The sequence below is a fragment of the Kaistella soli genome (assembly GCF_019038595.1).
GTDB classification, from domain to species: domain Bacteria; phylum Bacteroidota; class Bacteroidia; order Flavobacteriales; family Weeksellaceae; genus Kaistella; species Kaistella soli.
Genome location: NZ_JAHOPF010000007.1, coordinates 63,749 through 83,660 on the forward strand (window position 1 = coordinate 63,749; position 19,912 = coordinate 83,660).

General features: G+C 39.4%; 21 protein-coding genes. 4 read left to right on the forward strand and 17 right to left on the reverse strand.

Annotation, left to right across the window (positions count from 1 at the left end):
- Positions 1-128: 128 nt before the first annotated feature.
- The 17 genes from trxA to KSK37_RS13125 form a co-directional block, all read right to left on the reverse strand.
- Entirely contained in the window at positions 129-446 is a 318-nt protein-coding gene (gene trxA / locus KSK37_RS13045; RefSeq protein ID WP_088360479.1) for a thioredoxin, read from the reverse strand.
- A gap of 68 nt (positions 447-514) precedes the next feature.
- Complete coding sequence (locus KSK37_RS13050; protein ID WP_217201981.1) at positions 515-1,690, reverse strand: cysteine desulfurase family protein; 1,176 nt, start codon at positions 1,688-1,690, stop codon at positions 515-517.
- A 39-nt stretch (positions 1,691-1,729) separates the two neighbouring features.
- A complete protein-coding gene (locus KSK37_RS13055; RefSeq protein ID WP_217201982.1) occupies positions 1,730-2,317 on the reverse strand; it encodes an HAD family hydrolase in 588 nt (195 codons plus the stop codon).
- Between the two features lie 30 nt (positions 2,318-2,347).
- The gene (locus KSK37_RS13060; protein WP_088360482.1) at positions 2,348-3,073 is read right to left on the reverse strand and encodes an SDR family NAD(P)-dependent oxidoreductase; all 726 of its coding nucleotides are present in this window, start codon (positions 3,071-3,073) and stop codon (positions 2,348-2,350) included.
- A 53-nt stretch (positions 3,074-3,126) separates the two neighbouring features.
- Positions 3,127-4,443, reverse strand: coding sequence for an FAD-binding oxidoreductase (locus tag KSK37_RS13065; RefSeq protein WP_217201983.1), 1,317 nt, complete (start codon positions 4,441-4,443; stop codon positions 3,127-3,129).
- Positions 4,443-5,327, reverse strand: a complete 885-nt coding sequence (locus KSK37_RS13070; protein ID WP_217201984.1) for a decaprenyl-phosphate phosphoribosyltransferase — start codon at positions 5,325-5,327, stop codon at positions 4,443-4,445. Before KSK37_RS13070 ends, KSK37_RS13065 begins: the two co-directional genes overlap by 1 nt.
- A gap of 86 nt (positions 5,328-5,413) precedes the next feature.
- On the reverse strand, positions 5,414-6,106 hold the full coding sequence (locus KSK37_RS13075; RefSeq protein WP_217201985.1) for a YiaD family glycine zipper/OmpA-like lipoprotein: 693 nt from the start codon (positions 6,104-6,106) through the stop codon (positions 5,414-5,416).
- A gap of 18 nt (positions 6,107-6,124) precedes the next feature.
- Positions 6,125-6,604 (reverse strand): lipocalin family protein, encoded by a 480-nt coding sequence (locus tag KSK37_RS13080; protein ID WP_088360487.1) that lies wholly within the window; start codon positions 6,602-6,604, stop codon positions 6,125-6,127.
- A 105-nt stretch (positions 6,605-6,709) separates the two neighbouring features.
- Positions 6,710-8,437: a S8 family serine peptidase gene (locus tag KSK37_RS13085; RefSeq protein ID WP_217201986.1), complete on the reverse strand. Its 1,728-nt coding sequence runs from the start codon at positions 8,435-8,437 to the stop codon at positions 6,710-6,712.
- 7 nt (positions 8,438-8,444) lie between these two features.
- A complete protein-coding gene (locus KSK37_RS13090; protein ID WP_217201987.1) occupies positions 8,445-9,056 on the reverse strand; it encodes a WbqC family protein in 612 nt (203 codons plus the stop codon).
- A gap of 121 nt (positions 9,057-9,177) precedes the next feature.
- The gene (lepB, locus tag KSK37_RS13095; RefSeq protein ID WP_217201988.1) at positions 9,178-10,830 is read right to left on the reverse strand and encodes a signal peptidase I; all 1,653 of its coding nucleotides are present in this window, start codon (positions 10,828-10,830) and stop codon (positions 9,178-9,180) included.
- 111 nt (positions 10,831-10,941) lie between these two features.
- Positions 10,942-11,643, reverse strand: a complete 702-nt coding sequence (gene dapB / locus KSK37_RS13100; RefSeq protein WP_217201989.1) for a 4-hydroxy-tetrahydrodipicolinate reductase — start codon at positions 11,641-11,643, stop codon at positions 10,942-10,944.
- A gap of 30 nt (positions 11,644-11,673) precedes the next feature.
- The gene (locus KSK37_RS13105) at positions 11,674-12,303 is read right to left on the reverse strand and encodes a DUF5683 domain-containing protein (RefSeq protein ID WP_217201990.1); all 630 of its coding nucleotides are present in this window, start codon (positions 12,301-12,303) and stop codon (positions 11,674-11,676) included.
- On the reverse strand, positions 12,300-13,190 hold the full coding sequence (locus KSK37_RS13110; protein ID WP_217201991.1) for a ParB/RepB/Spo0J family partition protein: 891 nt from the start codon (positions 13,188-13,190) through the stop codon (positions 12,300-12,302). The genes KSK37_RS13105 and KSK37_RS13110 overlap by 4 nt, the downstream gene beginning before the upstream one ends.
- Before the next feature lie 63 nt (positions 13,191-13,253).
- The gene (locus KSK37_RS13115; protein ID WP_217201992.1) at positions 13,254-14,027 is read right to left on the reverse strand and encodes a ParA family protein; all 774 of its coding nucleotides are present in this window, start codon (positions 14,025-14,027) and stop codon (positions 13,254-13,256) included.
- Positions 14,028-14,197: 170 nt separating this feature from the next.
- Positions 14,198-15,013: an energy transducer TonB gene (locus KSK37_RS13120; protein WP_217201993.1), complete on the reverse strand. Its 816-nt coding sequence runs from the start codon at positions 15,011-15,013 to the stop codon at positions 14,198-14,200.
- A 318-nt stretch (positions 15,014-15,331) separates the two neighbouring features.
- The gene (locus tag KSK37_RS13125) at positions 15,332-16,618 is read right to left on the reverse strand and encodes an adenylosuccinate synthase (RefSeq protein ID WP_088360499.1); all 1,287 of its coding nucleotides are present in this window, start codon (positions 16,616-16,618) and stop codon (positions 15,332-15,334) included.
- A gap of 170 nt (positions 16,619-16,788) precedes the next feature.
- Between KSK37_RS13125 and hpt the strand changes: the two genes are divergently transcribed.
- From hpt to KSK37_RS13145, 4 genes are all read left to right on the forward strand, one after another.
- A complete protein-coding gene (gene hpt / locus KSK37_RS13130) occupies positions 16,789-17,343 on the forward strand; it encodes a hypoxanthine phosphoribosyltransferase (RefSeq protein ID WP_088360500.1) in 555 nt (184 codons plus the stop codon).
- Between the two features lie 60 nt (positions 17,344-17,403).
- Complete coding sequence (locus KSK37_RS13135; protein WP_088360501.1) at positions 17,404-17,982, forward strand: adenylate kinase; 579 nt, start codon at positions 17,404-17,406, stop codon at positions 17,980-17,982.
- A 150-nt stretch (positions 17,983-18,132) separates the two neighbouring features.
- The gene (gene obgE, locus KSK37_RS13140) at positions 18,133-19,116 is read left to right on the forward strand and encodes a GTPase ObgE (RefSeq protein WP_088360502.1); all 984 of its coding nucleotides are present in this window, start codon (positions 18,133-18,135) and stop codon (positions 19,114-19,116) included.
- 95 nt (positions 19,117-19,211) lie between these two features.
- Positions 19,212-19,715, forward strand: a complete 504-nt coding sequence (locus KSK37_RS13145) for a DUF6438 domain-containing protein (protein ID WP_217201994.1) — start codon at positions 19,212-19,214, stop codon at positions 19,713-19,715.
- The last annotated feature ends 197 nt before the right edge of the window (positions 19,716-19,912 follow it).

Genomic DNA, 19,912 nt, shown 5'->3' on the forward strand with positions numbered 1-19,912 from the left:
ATTTTTTGTAAAAGAACTTCTTTCGTTTTGGTGAGTGCAAAAGTACGCTTTTTAAGCAATCTACAAAACTTTTTTATAAAAAAAATGCTTCCTTTTATAGAAAGCACTGATTCTGACGTCATTATTTTTTATAAATGTGCAGATAATTTTTCTGCAATCGTCTCTTTTGATGCTACACCAACAATTTTATCCACGACCTGACCGTTTTTGAAAATCAAAACTGTAGGGATATTTCTGATGCCATAGTCTACAGAAACCTGCTGATTATTGTCAACATCCACTTTTCCCACTACAGCCTTTCCTTCGAAATCTGTTGCAATTTCTTCAACGATAGGTCCCAGCATTCTGCATGGTCCGCACCAAACTGCCCAAAAATCAACCAATACCGGTTTGTCTGAGTTCAAAACCATTTCCTGAAATGATTGATCTGTAATCTCTAATGCCATATTCTTTATATTTTAATTATATTTTCAAAGTTCAAATTTACAACTTTCTTGCCAATTCAAAGCCTTAATTATCTATGTTCAAAATTAGTATTTTCTATCTTAACACCTTCAGAAATCTCTTTTAAAGCATCAATTAATGCGTCGATTTCTTTTTTGGTGGTCAGATGGCTGAAAGATACCCTAAGCGGTGTAGTATGCTGCATTTCTTCCTCATCCAGAAGCATCAACATTACCATGGAAGGCTTGGACGCTCCTGAGGAACATGCACTGCCCTGGGAAATGGCGATACCCTTCATATCCAGTTTCAAGCCGATCATCGGGTCTTTAAACGGCAATAAAACGCTTAAAACAGTATATAGACTTGTTTCTTCTTCCGCACTTCTTCCGTTGAATTTTACCCCTTCGATCTCCTCTTTGATTCTGCTGATGGTGTAATTTTTAATTTCTCGGATATGCGAAGCATATTCGTTCATGTTTTTTAAAGAAAGTTCCAGCGCTTTTCCCAAACCTACAATGCCGCAAACATTTTCGGTTCCTGCTCTTAAAGTTCTTTCCTGAGGACCGCCTGTAATAATTCCCTTCAAACCTGACGCTTTTCTGATGAAAGCAAATCCGCTTCCTTTCGGACCGTGGAATTTATGGGCACTGCAGGACGCGAAATCTACCGGAATCTGAGAAAAATCAAGATCCATATGAGCCATGGACTGAACGGTGTCTGAATGGAATAAGGCATTATTTTCTCTGCACATTTCACCCACTTTTTTGATATCCAGAAGATTCCCGATTTCATTATTGGCGTGCATTAAACTTACAAGCGTTTTCTTCTCAGAGTTTTTAAGAACTTCCTCAAGTTTTGTCAGATCAAAATCTCCCTTGTGGTCAGGTCTGAGATAAACCACTTCTACTCCTCTTCTTTTCTTCATATCCAAAACCGTTTCGGCAACACATTTGTGCTCCATCGGGGAAGTGATAATGCGTTCAACGCCCAAATGATCCACACAGGATTTGATAATCATGTTATTGGATTCGGTTCCGCAGGAAGTGAAAATAATTTCTGAGGGCGACACGTGAAGATATTCTGCAACTTCGCGTCTTACGTTTTCTATAAGGATTTTGGCTTCCTGTCCGAAACTGTGGGTGGAGGAAGGATTGCCGTAAGTAACTTTCATTACGGAAACCATTGCATCGATTACTTCTTCGGAAAGCGGGGTGGTCGCGGCATTATCCAAATATATTTTATCCATTTTCTTTACTTTCTTTATTTGATTTTTCGGGAGATAAAATTAGTGAAAAAATTCAAACTGGCTTTCATTTGCCCACGCCAACATTTCCCGGTCACCGGAAGTGTCCCCGAAAGCAATGGTTTTATCAAATTTTTTGCCCGCAATTGCTTCTTTTATCCGGCTTACCTTTTCCGGTCCGTTACAGTTTTTACCGATGAAATTTCCTGTGAACAGATCATCTTTGAACTCTGCTCTCGTGGCCAAAAGTTTCATTTGAAATGCATCAGCAAAAGGCTGTACCCAGATATCGAGCGACGCAGAAACAATATAGCTTTCCGTCTGTTCGCGGTTGATATTCTTAATAAACTCCAGCGCATTTTCCCGACAGATTTTAGGATAAAAATGCCTGAAAAATTCCTGGGACTTATTTTCTATTTCAGTTTTACTTTCTCCTTTCAGGATGGAGGCTATAAAACTTTTCTTTACTTTTTCGGCATCGGCAAGCTTTAATTTAAGCAGGACAAAAAGCGGAATATGCCTGATAAACTGTACCGTAAATGTTCTGGAATTATAGAATTTAAGATACAGAAACATCGTGTCTCTGTACGTTAAAGTCCCGTCGAAATCGAAGCAATATAGTTTTTTCATAAACAGAAAGCGGATCCGCAGACCGCTAATTTACAGTTTCAGTTTTTTAAAGATAAATTCAGGAATATTTCTGATCACCATCATGATAACGCCCCAAACCGGCAAAACGTATGCGGTATTTTTCTGCTTTCGGTAGGCGGTATAAATTACTTCCGCAGCCTGCCTTGGACTGGCGGTAAGACGAGGATTCAATGGCAGTCCTTCCGTCATTTTTGTATCCATAAAACCGGGTTTTACGGTAAGCACATGAACTTTCCTGCTGTAAAGATAATTTCTTAAACCGCTCAGATAAGCCGTTAATCCAGCTTTTGCACTTCCGTAAATAAAATTGCTCTGCCTTCCTCTTTCCCCGGCAACCGACGAAAGTACAATCATGGTTCCTGAACGCTGTCTTTCCATTTTCTCCGCAAAAAAATTAAGTACCGGGATCAGTTTTGCATAATTAATATCAATAATTCTGGCGGTATTTTTATCATCATAAAGACTTTCCTCTGTGCCTTCTCCGAGATATCCGGTTGCGCAGAAAAGAAGATCTGAACTGATTTCGTCGAAGGTCGTATAATCTGTTTCCTTCAGCAGATCGAGTTCGATGACCTGTGTTTGCTGCAGAAATTTAACATCGATATGTCTGGCGAATTTCTCCGTCGTTTCTTTATTGGAAGTAAACAGGTAGATGGTGGAGTATTTTCCGCCGGCTTCCAGGATCTTTTCTACAAAGGCCTGCGCGATTTCTGAATTGCTTCCGAGTACGATCATAAAGGATGGGTGACGAGGAATGAATAAGTGGTTTTTATTGCTTCCTCTATATATTAAATGTTATTAATTATTCTTTTAGACTGAAGCGAAACAAATTTAGGATTCTGCACGTTTTTAAGATAGCCGGTAAGCGAAGATCTGCTCATGCTGTCCTTTGTTAAATAAATTCTGCCGCCATATTCTTCCACAATAGCATCCAGCTGCTCCACCAGTTTTGTGAGTTTTGAATTCACCTTAAAATCCAGAGCCAGAGTATAACCTTCTATCGGGAACGAATTATACGCTTCAGCATTCTGCTTTCCAAACAGTTTTAAAACGGCCAGAAAAGAGCCGTTTCCGCTTTTTGCAATGGTTTCGAGGATTTTCTTCATCCCTGCTTTTCCGTTTTCTTTAGGAATTACCATCTGATACTGGATAAAGCCTCCTTTTCCGTAAATTTTATTCCAGTCATTGATGATATCGAGCGGATAAAAAAAGGTTTCATAATCTACATAATTCTTGATCTCCTTACTCTTCTGCTTATTGAAATAGAAGAAATTAAACAGCTTTACCGTGGTACTGTTCAGTAAAAAACCCGGGAAATAAAACGGAACTGTGGGAATATTTTTTTTCTTCAGTCTTAAAGGTTTTTCCTGAAGTTTCTTCGGCAGTTCATGTTTAAAAGCGTGCTCACCTCTCATCAGAATACTTCTGCCTGTATTTTTTCCGGTCTGAAGACAGTCGATCCAGGCAACATTGTAAGTCCATGATTCGCTTTCATCAAACAGCTTGAAAATTTCATCTAGATTTTCAGCCCTGATACTTTCCTGACGGATATAAGCGGTATCAATATTTTTCAGTTTGAATTTGGCGGAAATGATGATTCCGGTAAGTCCCATTCCGCCAACAGTTGCCCAGAATTTTCCGGCATTTTCCGTTCTGGAACAGGTAATCACTTCGCTGTTTTCATTCAGTAATGAGAATTCCACAAGACATTCTGAAAAGCAGCCTTCCGTATGATGGTTTTTTCCGTGAACGTCAGAAGCAATGGCACCTCCGACAGAAATAAATTTTGTCCCCGGCGTTACAAACAGAAAATATCCCTGAGGAACAATAACTTCCAGAATATCAGAAAGCAAAACTCCCGATTCACATTCAAGCACGCCGTTCAGACGGTCGAAACTGATAAATTTATTGAGTCTTTTGGTTGAAAATATATGTTCGGAAAGTGACGCATCACCGTAACATCTTCCGTTTCCGCGGGCGATAATTTCGTTGTTATTGCGTACAAAATCTTTAATTTTCTCGATCGCATCTTCCGACTTCATTTCTTTTTCCACCACGGGATAATTCCCCCAATTCGTAACTTTCTGTATAAAATTCGGTTTCATTATTTGAAGTAAATTTGAAGTAAAAAGGCCGCGATCCATAGCACCAGCGTAATCTGGATATACCGGTCTTTATAAATAATTTTAGTCGGCGATTCGGTTTTGTTGTACACCAGCGTCTGCTGCAGATACCTCAGAAAAGCAAAAACAACGAAGAATACCGTATAAAACACTCTCGAATGAAAACGCTGCTGCACCTCTGGCGAAAGGGTAAACATCAGGTAACAGACAATGGCGAGCGTACAGCTTATGGAAAGTGCAATATCTGCGAACTGAACATTATAACCGTCCAGGGCTTTTCTGGTTTTTCCGGAAATCTGAGCATTGATAAGCTCTCCGCGTCTCTTTCCAATGGCAAGAACCAAAGCCAGAACGAAGGTAAGAAGAATTGCCCACTGGGAAATATAAATTCCGGTCGCGTAACCGCCTGCTAAAACCCTGAGTACAAAACCACTTGCGATAATCGTTACATCGATAATGGCAATGTGCTTCAGTTTAAAGGTGTAAGCAATATTCATCAGAAAATACAGCGCGATGATGGTTGCGAATTTCAGGTAATTGAGATGAAAAAACTGCTGTCCCGATATAATAAGCGCAATACATAGGATCACCAGCACGACAAAAACCCCGATAGCGGTTGTTTTGGAAATAACTCCGCTTGCGAGCGGACGGTTTCTTTTTTCAGGATGTTTTCTGTCGGATTCAATATCCGAATAATCATTGAGAATATAAATGGAACTTGCGGCGAGGGAGAAAACCGCAAAAGCAAAAATACTTTTGAGCAGCAGATCGAAATTGGTAATATTTCCCGAAAAAAACAAAGGAGCAAAAACAAAGAGGTTTTTCACCCATTGTTCCACGCGGAGAAGTTTTAAATATTTCGTCATTCAAGTAAAAATCAACTCCAAATTTAGTGATTTTAAAATAAAAAAATCCGCCGAAGCGGACTTAAATATAATAAAGTGATTTGGTCTTATGGAGCTGTTTTAGCGTCATTAATCATGTCTTCATTTGCAGTAATAGCAAACTCAACTCTTCTGTTCTGCGCTCTTCCGGCATCGGTATCATTGGAAGCTACAGGTTCTTTTTCACCCATTCCCATAGTCATCATTCTGCTCGCAGAAACACCTTTGGAAACCAAATAGGATTTCACAGCAGCTGCTCTTCGGTCTGAAAGAGAAAGGTTATAGGCATCTGTACCTTTACTGTCTGTATGTCCGTAAATATTGATATTGGTATCTAAATTATTTTTAAGCACATCCGCAAGCTTATCAAGATTAGCCATCGCCGCTGGAGTTAGGTTAGAAGAATCAAAACCAAAGTTTACCATATTTTCTTTCATGGTAACTTTAATACCTTCTCCTACTCTTTCCACTTCAGCACCCGGTAAAGTTTCTTTAATTTCTTTAGCCTGCTTATCCATGTTTCTTCCGATAACATTTCCGGCAACCCCACCTACGATACCGCCGAGAACAGCACCTGCAGGTGCATTTTTACCTTTACCTAAATTATTTCCTAAAACACCGCCCAATACTGCACCTGCTGCAGCACCGATTACGGTTCCTTTCTGTTGGTTATTTGCGTTCTTTACGGATTCACAGCTTGTCATCAACAGAGAAGTTGAAACGAAAAGTGCTGCTATATTTGTTTTGTTAAAAATATTCATAATTATAAATTTATATTGTTATTTCATTCCGGTTCTGGCGAAGTTGTAAACGATTCTTACGTTTTCTCCGTTGGAAGGTACATTCTGCTCTAAACTGAAACTGTCTGTAGTCTGGCTTACAAGATTTAATGAGTATCCTTCAATCACTGCTTTCGCTTTGGAACCTTCAAGAAGTTTTTTGAATTTGAATTCGTTTCCGTTGACCACCTCAAATTTAATAGGCTGAATAACGCTCGGACATGATCCTCCTCCATTCAGGGTATAAGAACCTGACCAGTTATTCGGAATCAGCCTCCAATGGCTTCCTACGAAACACTGCGCATCTGCTCCTTCATCAAAAGGCTTTATTTTATAGTTTTTATCGTAATTCACACTTGTAATTTCCCAATCTCCCTTTAGTTTAAGAAATTCTGCTCTGTTGGTCTGAGCGGTTTTTGCAGTGGAACAGGAAATGCTCATAGCAGCGCCTAAAATTCCGGTAAGTAATAAATTTTTCATAGTAATAAAATTATTTACTATTCAAGTTACAAAAAACCGTGCCAAGATCAAATTTAAATAAAAAAAAGCCCGGATAAACCGGACTTTTAAAACAAATGCTATTATTTATTTTCTTTTTACTGTTTTCTTCACCTTCTTTTTCAGCGCTTTAGCTTTTACCGGAACGGTTGTAGTAGAAGACGCAGGTTTGTAAAAGTTGGTATAGGCATATTCTGCCGCTTTTCTCAAATCAATAACACCGCCTGCTTCAGAGATCAGATCAAATCTGTTATTGGTGTTCGATTTAATCATTGCATTCACAGATGATTTGTTGGAAGTTTTTACCAGAGATTCAATAATCTGTTCAGGTTTCAGGTTAGGCATGTAAGCCAAAAGCACTGATGCGGCACCTGCAACTACCGGTGACGCCATTGATGTCCCCTGCAGATACTCATATTTCCCGTCCGGCACGGTAGAATAAATCTGCTCGCCCGGCGCGAAAACGTTCACCATTTTTTGGTTATAATTAGAGAAATCTGCTCTCAAAAACTCGTTGTTATTGGTTGATGCGCCTACAACAATCATATTGTTAATGAAAGGTTTTGCGTCATTTGCTTCCTTAAAGTTGGTAGGAAAATAAACATTTTCAATAATATCTTCATTTTCATTACCTGCGGCTTTAACCAAAAGCACTCCTTTATCCTGTGCGTATTTGAAAGCATCCCATACCTGAGATTTTCCCGGAGAAACCGGTTTTCCAAAACTCATATTCAAGATCTTTGCTCCGTTATCCACTGCATATCTCACCGCATTGGCAACATCTTTATCTCTTTCGTCCCCGTTCGGAACTGCTCTCACGGTCATGATTTTTGCGGTTTTATATCCGACACCGTACTGAATTTCTTTTCCCTGAGGATATCCTGCAATAATTCCGGCAACGTGAGTTCCGTGTTTGGCATCCGGACCTTCATAATGATTGTTTCCGTATCCTTTTTCAGAGTAGTTATCATATTGATCACCAACAACTGACGCTCGCGGATCAAAATCCAGGTTATACTGTTTGGTAGCCTGCGGTTCATAATAATCCAAAGCCTCTTTCATCTGAGCTTCCAGAAAAGTCTGAACTTCCGCCGGTGTTTTCCCTTTTACTGAAGGATCTAAAGCAATCTGACCAAGAACCGAAGCTGCCATTGCCTGCTCCTGAGTGGTAGGTTTGATGGTTGCTACGACCTCCGGTGTAAGAGTTCTCCCGTTCAGCATAGCAACAATACTTGGAATCATTTTCTGAATTCTTGAATAGGTTTCATACCCCTGTTTTGCGTCAACACTCTTTTTAGTAAAAATCTCCTTGGATTTCATGTACATCTCAAATTCTTCCGGCATTTTAGCCTGATTGGATTTGTTTGCTGCAGAATTGGGCCCTTCAAAAACCGACTGGTATTTTTTCACCACGCGCGTTACTTCCATATTGTCAACATCAATGTCGCCGTTCTTTCCGCCGATAAAATTCCAGCCGTAAATGTCGTCGATGTATCCGTTTCCGTCGTCATCTTTTCCGTTGTTGGGAATTTCGTTGACGTTTCTCCACATGTTTTTAATCAGACCCGGATGGTCCACTTCCACGCCGCTGTCTAAAACACCAACGATTACAGGTTTTGCCTTTAAACCTTTTGATTCAAGATATTTATAGGCATTGTCGGTATTGACACCGTATACATTTGACGAAGAAAAATCTTTGTGATACCAGGTCATCAGATCTTTGTCCATCATCGGATCTAAAGAAACTGCTGCGGTATTCTGCGCAAAAGAAGCAAAGCCTGTCAGAAAACAGGATGCAATAAAAATTCTTTTCATATTAAAATTATTTGGTCTGAATATTTCTTAAATAAGTTAAACTTTCAGGTCCTTTGTTACAGATTAAATCTAAAACGGAAAGATCTTTTTCAAAACCCAGTTTATCGGTGAAGGTCTGATAATATTCTTCCATTTCAAATTCGGATTCGGTTTTTGCGGAAAATCTTTCTCTGTAATTTTCCTCCAAAGGATTCCTGAAGAATTCATCATTCAAAGAATATGCCTTTTCTGTTTTCAGAATTTTTTGGATGATGCTGATAGCGTTAAGATTAAACTGAAGCAGAGAATTGGTTTCGAAACTGAAAATCCTTTCAATCTTATCTTCATAAAACTCAAAATACGCCGAGCTTTGATAAGCTGTTTTTATAGATTTCCAGTGCTGTTTCTGCCAGTTTTCGCGGTGAGAAACCTCGATTTCCTTCATTGGTCTTTTCCCGTTGTGGCTCACCGGAATAATCAGGGAGAGTCTTCCGTTAGCTCCGTAGATATTTGCTCTGTTGCGGTAAGTCTGCTTCGGAAAATTCTCGTACTGTTCAAAAATAATTTCGGCATCTCCCCTCAAAAACACGGAAAACCATGAAACCGGCGGCAGATAAAATACAGGCAGTAAAATTTTCATTTCGGATCGTAAATAAAATAGTATAACAGAACCCATAGCCCCGATTGAAGCGGCATCCTTTTTCTTTTTTACACAAAAAAGAAAAAGATACAGCGGAAAGCGGGAATCAGCTCCTGAGAAATTAATCTTCCTTCTCTTTCTTCCTGAAGAGTTTTGCGAAATAATCCCAACCGAAAAACAGGCCGAGGATCAGTACTGCAACCCACCAGTAGGAAGTTTTGTTGGCTTCACCGGTATTGGTCGCTTTGAACATCCTGTCCCAGCGGATTTTTTTGCCTTCAGGCTGATAAGATGAACTTTTATCCGCGAAAAGACCTTCAACACTCATCCAGGTAAACATTGGTTTTCCGACGATATTTTCTTCCGGTACGAATCCAAAGAATCTCGCATCCAGGGAAGCGTCGCGGTTATCACCAATCATCATATAATAATCCTGCTGAATGGTGTACTGAGTGGTTTCTTTGCCGTTGACGTATATTTTTCCGTTTTTGTTTTCAAGCTTGTTGTGCTCGTATTCCGAAATGATCCACTGATATTCCGGTAAAGTTTCCTGATTCAGGGTAACTACATCGCCTTTTTTCGGGATTTTCAGGGGACCGTACCAATCCTGATTCCATTTTCTGTTGATCGGGAAAATGGATTGTGTCGTGTCTAAATTCTTTGTGTAAGCGTCTTTCGCTGCATTCACTTTATAAGAAACCGCAGCGGAGTCTTTTTCCCAGACATGTTCTTTAAGTTCGATAATCTGCGGAAGCTGTCTGATTTCTTTTGCCGTTTCGTCCGTCAGTCCCTGAAAATCGTAAAGATATCCGGTTTGAGTCTGAATTTCCTGAACGGGTAAAAAGCCGTATTTTCTGTACAGAGAAGGAACATCAAGCTGACTTCCTGTAGTTGCGATAAATTTGTGCTGTTCTTTCTGGTCTCCTAAAATAGTTTCGGGTTTACCGTTGACGAAGAGCCGGCCAGCTCTCATTTCGATAACATCCCCTGCAACCGCCACGCAGCGTTTTACATAAGGATCTTTCCGGTCGATCGCGGTATGAACAGAATCCTGAGGATAATTGAAAACAACAATATCATTTTTCTGCGGTTTGCTGAACTGCAGAATTCGGGAATATGGAAGTTTAACAGCGTCTACATATGATTTCGGATCATCTTTGGGATTGCCTTTTTCACCGGTGTCCATAATGGTTCCCTGCAGAAACGGAATCGCCAGAGGACGCATCGGCATTCTGTATCCGTAGCTCCATTTGTTTACAAAAAGGAAATCTCCAACCAAAAGTGTTCTTTCCATGGAACCTGTCGGAATTCCGAAAGGCTGGGTCAAAAACACGTGAACGATGGTGGCGAAAACTACCGCAAAAGTTACGGAGCCTAAGAACGATTCTTTCTTTTTTTCCTTTTTCTCATCTTCCGTTAAATACAGTGCATCTTCTTCATAAACCTCAGCATCCTTTGAATAATTTACAAAAGCCATATATATAAAAGGAAGAATCACCGTAAGCAATTTCTGGGAAAAAGAAGTTTTACCGAAATGTTTCATTAAAAACAAATGGAAAACCGTCATCATAATGGGTCCTACAATCGGAAGGTAAGCCATCACCACCCACCATGGCGAATGTTTGGTTTCTTTCTGAATGATATAGTAATTGTAAAAAGGCACAAAAGCAAAAAGCGGATTGTAGCCCATTTTCTTGAAAAGTTTCCATGTAGAAATCCCCATCAGAACTGAGAGGATTAAGACATATACGGTATAAGTCAGAAAATAATTCATATTTCTTATTTGGTAATTTTTAAAACTGGTTAATTAGTTTGTTTTAAACAGGTTTTGTTACAGATCCATCAGAATGCCGGCGGTAACTTAGTTGGAATACATTTCAGCTGCCTAAGCGAAAAGCACATCTTTCATGGAAAAATTTCCGGTTTTTCCCTGAATCCATTCTGAAGCGATTACAGCGCCGAGTGCAAATCCGTCTCTGCTGAATGCCGTATGTTTGATTTCGATCTCGTCCACTTCACTTCTGTAGAAAACGCTGTGTGTACCGGGAACTTCATCTTCCCGGATGGCGAAAATCCCCAGTTCATTTTCTTTGGTTTCATCCAGTTTCCATGCGTCAAATCTGCTGTCATTTTTAATAATACCTTCCGCAAGAGAAATCGCTGTTCCGCTTGGCGCGTCCTTTTTGTGGGTATGGTGAATTTCTTCAAGCTGAACCTGATACTCGCTGAAGTTTTTCATCAGATCCGCAAGTTTTTCATTTAATGCAAAAAATAAATTCACACCCAAACTGAAATTGGAACCGTACAGAAATGCGGTACCGTTTTCCAAAGCGATTTTTTCTATTTCCGGTTTCCTGTCGAGCCAGCCTGTAGTGCCGCAGATGACAGGGATTTTATTCTCGAGACAGATCTTAATATTGTTGAAAGCCACTTCCGGATTGGAAAATTCGATCACCACATCCGGATTATTCAAATTCTCCAGAGTTGGCGTTTCATTGAGTGTGGCAACGATTTCGTGACCTCTTTTTGCGGCAATGTCGGCAATGATTCTGCCCATTTTTCCGTAACCTACAATTGCTGTTTTCATGATATTTTTACGCAGACTGCGTGGTGTTTATTAAAAATTATAACTCAAACTGAGACCTGCTTTTGAATTCTGCTTACCGAACTCATCGTAAATAACCGTCGGTTTCAAAGCCAGATCCGGATCTTTGCGGCCTTCATACAAATGGGCATCCACCACGGCATCTACAATATTGAGAATGTAAACCAAACCCGTTACCGCAATGGCATAATCGCGCTGCCGTTTGGCGCGGTCCTGCACTCTTCCCAAAGCATCGGCCGTAATTCCGGGAACGTCTGAGAATTCGTGAGGCTGTCCGTTCAGCTGTGCGATAAAAGCATCCCTGTATTTAGTATATTGTTTTTGATTCCAAAGGGTAATCCCAACGCCGGTGCCGATACCGCCCCAAACGATAGGGATTTTCCAGTATTTTTTATTGTAATATTGTCCCAAACCTGGCAAAACTGCCGAGTAAAGGCCAGCTTTTGTCGGATTGAATTTCATTGCTGCAGGTGCCGCATTTGCTTCCTGAATTTCCGTAAGAACCTGTCCTTCAGATTTCGCCTTTTTCGTTGAAACGGAATCTCGGGGATAATTCTCGACACGGATCGTATCTTTCGGACTTACCTGTGCGAAAATTTTCAGCGAAAACAGCAGAATGAAAATTACCGTAAGTTTCTTCATTTATTAAAGTGTGAAAGGATGTGTTCCAGTTCTTCTTCATTTTTAAAATCGAGAACTATTTTTCCTTTTTTTCCGTTTGCAGCAGTTTTTATTTCAACTTTTACGTCTAAAATATCTGCCAGATTTTTCTCCGCTTTTTTAAACTGATTGGGAATGACAGCTTTTTGCTTTTTCTCCGAAACAACAGGGTTCTTAAGCAAATTCGATTCCTGTTCAGCCTGGCGGACACTCAAATTGTTCTGAATGATTTTTTTGAAAAGTATATCCTGCTTTTCAGCATCGTCCAGACTGATGATCGCTCTTCCGTGACCTGCGGAAATTTCGCCGCTTCGGATCGAGTTCTGAACATCGGGATCTAACCTCAAAAGACGGATAGAATTGGTAATGGTGCTTCGCTCCTTTCCTACTCTCTGGCTCAGGTTTTCCTGTGTCATGCCGATTTCTTCGAGTAACCGCTGATAAGTAAGTGCAATTTCGATCGCATCCAGATCTTCACGCTGGATGTTTTCTACCAAAGCCATTTCGAGCAATTCCTGATCATTTACCAAACGGATATACGCAGGAATACTATCCAAACCGGCAATTTTACTCGCCCGGAAACGTCTTTCCCCCGAAATAATTTCGAATTTATCTCCGTCTTTCCTTAAAGTAACCGGCTGAATGACGCCCAAATTTTTAATGGACTGCGCCAAATCGTTCAGCGCTTTTTCATCAAAATAAGTACGCGGCTGGGTAGCATTCGCATAAATATCATCCAGGGACACTTCCACAATATTTCCTACAAATTTATCTGCACCTTCATCGGTTGCGGAATTGACGGTGGCTTTGGATTCGGCGCTTAGAATAGCACCCAAACCTCTTCCCATTGCTCTTTTCTTGTCTTTCATTCTATATAAATGATGATTGATTTTGAATAATTGATTGTATTCCAATCAGCTAAAAATCAGTTTTTAATTTTGTACTAAATTTTCGTTTTTCAGTAAAACTTCTTCTGCAAGCTGAAGGTACTGAATAGCTCCCTTACTTTCAGCATCATAGTTCAGGATGCTTTCACCGAAACTCGGCGCTTCACTTAAACGTACATTTCTGCTGATGATGGTTTCGAAAACCATTTCAGGGAAATGCGAGTTTACTTCCTCAACAACCTGATTGGAAAGTCTTAACCTGGAATCATACATCGTTAAAAGCAGACCTTCAATATCAAGATCTTTGTTGTGAATTTTCTGAACGTTTTTAATCGTGTTCAGTAATTTACCCAAACCTTCCAAAGCGAAATACTCGCACTGAATAGGAATGATTACTGAATCTGCCGCCGTCAGCGCATTAATGGTAATTAAACCTAAACTCGGCGCGCAGTCGATAATGATATAATCATAATCGTCTCTGATTGATTTGAGTGCTTCTTTTAGCATGTATTCGCGGTTTTCGCGGTCAACAAGCTCAATTTCCGCTGCAACCAAATCGATATGGGAAGCAATGATATCTAAATTAGGTGATGCCGTTTTCTGAATACATTTGCCGGCGTCAGCACTGTGTTCCAAAAGATTGTATGTTGAAAAACTAGCCTCTTCAATACCCAAACCGGAAGTTGCATTTGCCTGTGGATCAGCATCAATCAACAGAATTTTCTTTTCCAAAACCCCCAATGCCGCTGCTAAATTTACGGCAGTAGTTGTTTTACCTACACCACCTTTCTGATTTGCAACACCTATAACTTTAGCCATTCTTTATATTTTAATTACCAAAAATACACTTTTTTCTGATTTTCGGATGATTGTTAATAACTCTGTTTAGGTTAAAGTATTGTTAATTAAAAGATTATACAGGAAAAAAATTATCCACAAAACAATAGTTTTTGTGGATAAGTGGATTTAAAATATTTTTCGGTTTATTTTCACTCAAATTGCATCGAAATCGGGAACTTGAAATAGCTTCTCACATTTTCTCCGTTGAGTTTTGCAGGAATCCATTTTCCTTTAATATTTCTAATCGTTTTTTCCGCTTCAAAATTAAACTGTGAATTGGAGCCACTCGCCTTTATGTTCGAAATAGTACCGTCTTTTTCTACAATGAATGAAACTGTGGTTCTCATCATTTCCCCACTTCCTTCAAAATCACCGGTATTGAAATTATTAACCACTTTATTTCTAAAAGAATTAATTCCACCATTGAAACTTGCCTCTACATCAACTATTATCGCAGGTGAATTATCAACCGTTTTTGGAACTGCAGCCACATCAGGAACTTTCACTGTCGGAACATCCACATTTGGCGGGCTGATCACTGTTGCCGGTGGATTTCCAAGATCAGTACTGATGCCCGGAACTGCATCCGTTTTTTCTGCTTTTGTAAGCGGTTTTACTTCGACGGCATTTTTAGTCGGTATAGCAAGTCTGGAATCATAGGTATTAACTTTTGGCGGAACTATTGGCTTTACAACTTCTGGGGTTTTTTCCGGGGCCTGATCAACCCGTTTTAAAACATGACCGGTTGGAGCCTCAGTTGGTATTGCTTCTTTTGTACTGAATGAATTGATCAGCAAAGGGGTTATTGCCATTGCGGCAAAAAATGCAACGCCAATCAACAAAGATTTCTGAAGAATCAATCCTTCCTGATTTCTTAAAACATACGCACCGTAATTCTTGTTACGGTTTTCGAAAAGAATTTCATTAAAACGGAAATCCTGATCAGAAGTTAAAAAATTTTTCATGACAATAAGATTTAAAAAGTTATCATCCGTCAAAAAACCACAATTACATGATTGCTATTTTTATCGAATTATTATTAAAATATCATCAAACAACAAGCCACTTTATTGATCATTATCCATCAAAAACTATTCGACACACAGCAATATGAAAATAATCAATTAAAAACACTGTACAGTGTATCGACAAACCGTAATTAAGTTTAAAATATTCTCAAATTTTAGCTTAACTCAAAAATTCTTTCATTTATTTTTTTTCAATTTGCACAAAAAAAAAAGCTGCCGAACATATCGACAGCCTTGTTTTAAGCACTTTTATTTTTAAAAGAGTTCTTTCCGTATAATATTCTGACTTCTTTCCGGTCCTACTGAAACCAGATAAACATTGATGCCGAGATAATTTTCGATAAACTCAATATATTTTTTTGCATTTTCTGGAAGTTCATCATAGCTTCTTACCTTGGTGATATCTTCATCCCAGCCCTTCAGTTCTTCGTAGATGGGTTCGTAATTATAAAGTTTGGTCGTTGATGATGTAAAGTAATCGATGATTTTTCCGTCCTCTGTCTGATATTTTGTCGCAATTTTCAGGGTTGGAATTCCGGAGAGAACATCCAGTTTCGTGATGACCAAGTTATTGATTCCGTTGATCATGGTAGCGTGTTTCAGAGAAACCAGATCAAGCCAGCCGGTCCTTCTCGGTCTACCGGTGGTTGCACCGAATTCAAAACCTATCTGTCTTATTTTTTCACCCAGTTCGTTATCGAGTTCTGTTGGAAACGGTCCTTCGCCAACTCTCGTCGTATAAGCTTTAGCCACACCAATCAGGTTTTTAAGGCTTGTCGGCGGCACTCCGGCTCCTGAACACACTCCGCCTGTTGTCGGAGATGACGAAGTTACAAACGGATAAGTACCGAAATCAATATCCAGCATTGCAGCCTGCGCGCCTTCAAAAAGAATGTTTTTTCCGTCGTGAATAGCCTGATTAAGTTCCACTTCAGTATCCACAATTCTGTCTTTAAGTTTTTCACCCATTTCCAGGAATTCATTGTAAATCTCTTCAAACTCCAGGGTTGGCTTTTCAAAATATTTCTCGAAAAGTGAATTCTTGATTTTTAGATTTTTCTTGATTTTTTCTGCCAAAACATCAGGATTCAAAAGATCAACCATTCTGATTCCAACTCTTGCGATCTTATCTTCGTAGCACGGACCGATTCCTTTTTTTGTGGTTCCGATGAAAGTTCCTCCCGCTTCTTCTTCGCGGTAAGTATCAAGCAAAATATGATAAGGCATGATGACATGAGCTCTGCGGCTGATAAAAACATGATCTGTTTTCATTCCTTTTTCTTCAATCTGGGCAATTTCTTTCATGAAGGATTTCGGGTTTACCACCACTCCGTTTGCGATGACGCATTTGCCTTTGCACTGCAGCACTCCGGAAGGGAGCAAATGCAAAACAAATTTTTCTTCACCGGCATACACCGTGTGCCCTGCGTTATCACCGCCCTGAAAACGAACTACATAGTCAGATTTCGCCGATAAAACATCCGTAATTTTACCTTTGCCTTCATCACCATACTGAAGACCAACAACCACATAAGTTGACATATTTTACTTTTTTTTAGATTTCTACAAAAATAGATTTTATAAAACTTTCCGACAAAAATATACGGGATAAATAACATTTTTTTAACCTAAACCGCGTTCGAAAAAGCTAAAAAATTTTAATTCAAAAAAATTATTTAAAAAACCTTAAATTTGCGCTTTGCAAATAATCTATGGAATCCATTAAAGTTCACGACAAAACCTTTGTTCCTTATCTGAAGGACGCAGAAATTCAGGAAATCGTTAAAGCAACCGCACTACAGATTTATGAAGACTATAAAGACGAAACTCCTATATTCATAGGTGTTTTGAACGGAGTTATCATGTTTTTTTCCGATTTATTAAAACATTATCCCGGGAAATGCGAAATCGCTTTTATCCAGATGAGTTCTTATGCCGGCACACAGTCTACCGGAATTGTTTATCAGAAAATGGAACTCACGAAAGACATTAAAGACCGCCATATTATTTTGGTGGAGGATATCGTGGACACCGGCAACACGGTGGAAAGCCTTTTTCAGTATTTTAAAGAAACCCAAAGACCAAAATCGGTTAAACTGGCTACTTTCCTTTTAAAACCTGATGTTTATAAGAAAGACTTCAAAATCGATTATGTGGGGAAAGAAATACCGAACAAATTCGTATTGGGTTACGGCCTGGATTATGATGAACTGAGCAGAAACCTCAGAGATCTATATCAGCTGGAAGAAGGCCGTATTAATGAATAATAATAATTTTTAAAGTTGAGAAATTAGCTCAACCTTCAAATTCAAATCTAATCTAATAAAATGATAAACATCGTTCTCTTCGGTCCTCCAGGAAGCGGAAAAGGCACTCAGGCGCAGAATCTGATTGAAAAATTTAATCTTAAGCAAATTTCAACAGGCGATCTGTTCCGGTACAACATGAAAAACGGTACTGATCTTGGTAAACTTGCTAAATCCTATATCGATAAAGGCGAATTGGTTCCGGATCAGGTAACAACAGACATGCTGGTTGAGGAAGTGAAGAAACCTACGGATACCAACGGATTTATTTTCGACGGATATCCAAGAACTGCAAACCAGACAGCGGCATTGGAAGAAATTGTAAAAGAAATTCTGAATGATGATATTTCGGTTTGCCTTTCTTTAGTGGTGAATGACGAAATTTTAGTGGAGCGGCTTTTAAAAAGAGGTGAAACAAGCGGAAGAACTGATGATTCCAATGAAGAGATCATCAGAACCCGAATCAAAGAATATTACGCAAAGACCGCTGAAGTAGCGGAACTTTACAAACAGCAGGGTAAATATATTGAAGTAAACGGTGTGGGAGGAATCGACGAGATTTCCCAGAAACTTTTTGCAGAAGTAGAGAAAATAAAATAAGAGCCGGTAAAAGTAAGATGAGCCAAATTTGGTGACTGTAATAATTCTACACTTTTATTTAAGGTTCAAAATAATAATTAAAAAACTGTCAACCCAAAAACTGAATTAATAGTTGATTCATTTTATTTGGCGCTTGGCTCTTGAAATACTATGTCAAATTTCGTAGATTACGTAAAAATCCACTGTAAAAGTGGTCATGGCGGTGCCGGTTCAGCGCATCTCCGCCGTGAGAAATATATTCCGAAAGGCGGTCCCGACGGCGGTGACGGCGGACGCGGCGGCCACGTAATTATGAAAGGAAACGCCCACGAATGGACGCTTTTACCTTTACGTTTCACCCGTCACATCAAAGCAGAACGCGGACATAACGGCCAGAAAAACCAGTTAACCGGAGCTTACGGTGAAGATGTTTATATCGAAGTTCCCATCGGAACCATTGCCAGAAACGAGGAAGGTGAAATTATCGCCGAAATCATGGAGGACGGTCAGGAAATCATCATCATGCATGGCGGAAAAGGCGGATTGGGGAATGAACATTTCAAGTCTTCCACTAACCAAACACCAAGATATGCACAGCCCGGACTTCCCGGTGAAGAAGGTTATGTAACTTTCGAACTAAAGCTTTTAGCTGATGTCGGTCTTGTCGGTTTCCCGAATGCAGGAAAATCAACGCTTCTTGCAGCAGTATCTGCCGCAAAACCAAAAATAGCAGATTACGCGTTTACCACCCTGACTCCGAATTTGGGAATTGTGGATTACCGTAATTACAAATCTTTCGTGATGGCGGATATTCCGGGAATCATCGAAGGAGCTGCGGAAGGTAAAGGCCTCGGTCACCGTTTCTTGAGACATATCGAAAGAAACTCCATACTTTTATTTCTGATACCTGCCGATGCTGAAGATTATTTTCAGGAATTTAAAATTCTTGAAAACGAACTGAAAGAATTCAATCCGGAACTTTTAGATAAAGATTTCATTATTTCTATTTCTAAAGCTGACATGCTGGATGAGGAACTGAAAAATGAAATTTCACAAAAATTCCCGGAAAACAGACAGCCGATTTTCTTTTCAGCAATTACTCAGGAAGGACTGATGGAACTGAAGGACGCGATCTGGAAAAAACTCCACGGATAAAATTTTTCTTTTTATAACATTAAAAATAGATTTGATCAGTTTCAAATCTATTTTTTTTTGGAACAATAATTGAGCTGAATTGTCAAAATGAGATTATGAAATACCTTTTAAGTTTATTAAGCTTTATCCTGATGATTTCCTGCGCGACACCCAATTCTGCAAAATATTCAAAAATACAGTACGAAGCAGGAGCATGTTTTGGCTTTTGTCCTATTTTTAAACTGACCGTTAATCCGGACCGCACTGCAGTAATCGAAGCAGAAAGATTTACCTTCACCGAAGGACGTACAAAAGATGATTTTTCAGGGCAGAAAGAAGGGACATTCAAAGCAACAATTAAACAGGAAGATTACGATACTCTTATTTCAAAGCTTGATTCACTAAATCTGAATTCACTCAAAGATTATTACGGAAACAAGAACGTCACTGACTTACCGACTTCCTATCTTAAGATCACTTTCGCTGACGGAACCGAAAAAAACATTCAGGATTACGGAAAACACGGAACCGAAAAACTGCGCGAACTTTACACCTTCATCGAAGATATGCGAAAATCCCAGACCTGGACAAAAGTAAAGCAAGGACAAAAAACACACTGATTTCCAAACACTTATAAATGAATTTAACACTTCCAGACTGCTAAATTAATTTACACTATCTTTGCACCACAAAATTCTTGTTCACGGAAGGATTTTTTATGAACGATGTCATTCTTGATGAATCCGCATCCTGCGGAACACTTAAAATTTTACGGAATTTTTCGATTCATTCCTTCGTTACATTATAAAAAGAATGA

Excerpts from the sequence above, each read along its gene's own strand:
- KSK37_RS13070 (WP_217201984.1), bottom strand. The coding sequence starts at position 5,327 with ATGACGAAATATTTAAAACTTCTCCGCGTGGAACAATGGGTGAAAAAC.
- KSK37_RS13145 (WP_217201994.1), top strand. The coding sequence starts at position 19,212 with ATGAAATACCTTTTAAGTTTATTAAGCTTTATCCTGATGATTTCCTGC.
- KSK37_RS13055 (WP_217201982.1), bottom strand. The coding sequence starts at position 2,317 with ATGAAAAAACTATATTGCTTCGATTTCGACGGGACTTTAACGTACAGA.
- KSK37_RS13115 (WP_217201992.1), bottom strand. The coding sequence starts at position 14,027 with ATGGCTAAAGTTATAGGTGTTGCAAATCAGAAAGGTGGTGTAGGTAAA.
- KSK37_RS13135 (WP_088360501.1), top strand. The coding sequence starts at position 17,404 with ATGATAAACATCGTTCTCTTCGGTCCTCCAGGAAGCGGAAAAGGCACT.
- KSK37_RS13125 (WP_088360499.1), bottom strand. The coding sequence starts at position 16,618 with ATGTCAACTTATGTGGTTGTTGGTCTTCAGTATGGTGATGAAGGCAAA.
- KSK37_RS13050 (WP_217201981.1), bottom strand. The coding sequence starts at position 1,690 with ATGGATAAAATATATTTGGATAATGCCGCGACCACCCCGCTTTCCGAA.
- hpt (WP_088360500.1), top strand. The coding sequence starts at position 16,789 with ATGGAATCCATTAAAGTTCACGACAAAACCTTTGTTCCTTATCTGAAG.
- lepB (WP_217201988.1), bottom strand. The coding sequence starts at position 10,830 with ATGAATTATTTTCTGACTTATACCGTATATGTCTTAATCCTCTCAGTT.
- KSK37_RS13075 (WP_217201985.1), bottom strand. The coding sequence starts at position 6,106 with ATGAATATTTTTAACAAAACAAATATAGCAGCACTTTTCGTTTCAACT.
- trxA (WP_088360479.1), bottom strand. The coding sequence starts at position 446 with ATGGCATTAGAGATTACAGATCAATCATTTCAGGAAATGGTTTTGAAC.
- KSK37_RS13090 (WP_217201987.1), bottom strand. The coding sequence starts at position 9,056 with ATGAAAATTTTACTGCCTGTATTTTATCTGCCGCCGGTTTCATGGTTT.
- KSK37_RS13065 (WP_217201983.1), bottom strand. The coding sequence starts at position 4,443 with ATGAAACCGAATTTTATACAGAAAGTTACGAATTGGGGGAATTATCCC.
- obgE (WP_088360502.1), top strand. The coding sequence starts at position 18,133 with ATGTCAAATTTCGTAGATTACGTAAAAATCCACTGTAAAAGTGGTCAT.
- dapB (WP_217201989.1), bottom strand. The coding sequence starts at position 11,643 with ATGAAAACAGCAATTGTAGGTTACGGAAAAATGGGCAGAATCATTGCC.
- KSK37_RS13080 (WP_088360487.1), bottom strand. The coding sequence starts at position 6,604 with ATGAAAAATTTATTACTTACCGGAATTTTAGGCGCTGCTATGAGCATT.
- KSK37_RS13110 (WP_217201991.1), bottom strand. The coding sequence starts at position 13,190 with ATGAAAGACAAGAAAAGAGCAATGGGAAGAGGTTTGGGTGCTATTCTA.
- KSK37_RS13120 (WP_217201993.1), bottom strand. The coding sequence starts at position 15,013 with ATGAAAAATTTTTTAACTTCTGATCAGGATTTCCGTTTTAATGAAATT.
- KSK37_RS13085 (WP_217201986.1), bottom strand. The coding sequence starts at position 8,437 with ATGAAAAGAATTTTTATTGCATCCTGTTTTCTGACAGGCTTTGCTTCT.
- KSK37_RS13060 (WP_088360482.1), bottom strand. The coding sequence starts at position 3,073 with ATGATCGTACTCGGAAGCAATTCAGAAATCGCGCAGGCCTTTGTAGAA.
- KSK37_RS13105 (WP_217201990.1), bottom strand. The coding sequence starts at position 12,303 with ATGAAGAAACTTACGGTAATTTTCATTCTGCTGTTTTCGCTGAAAATT.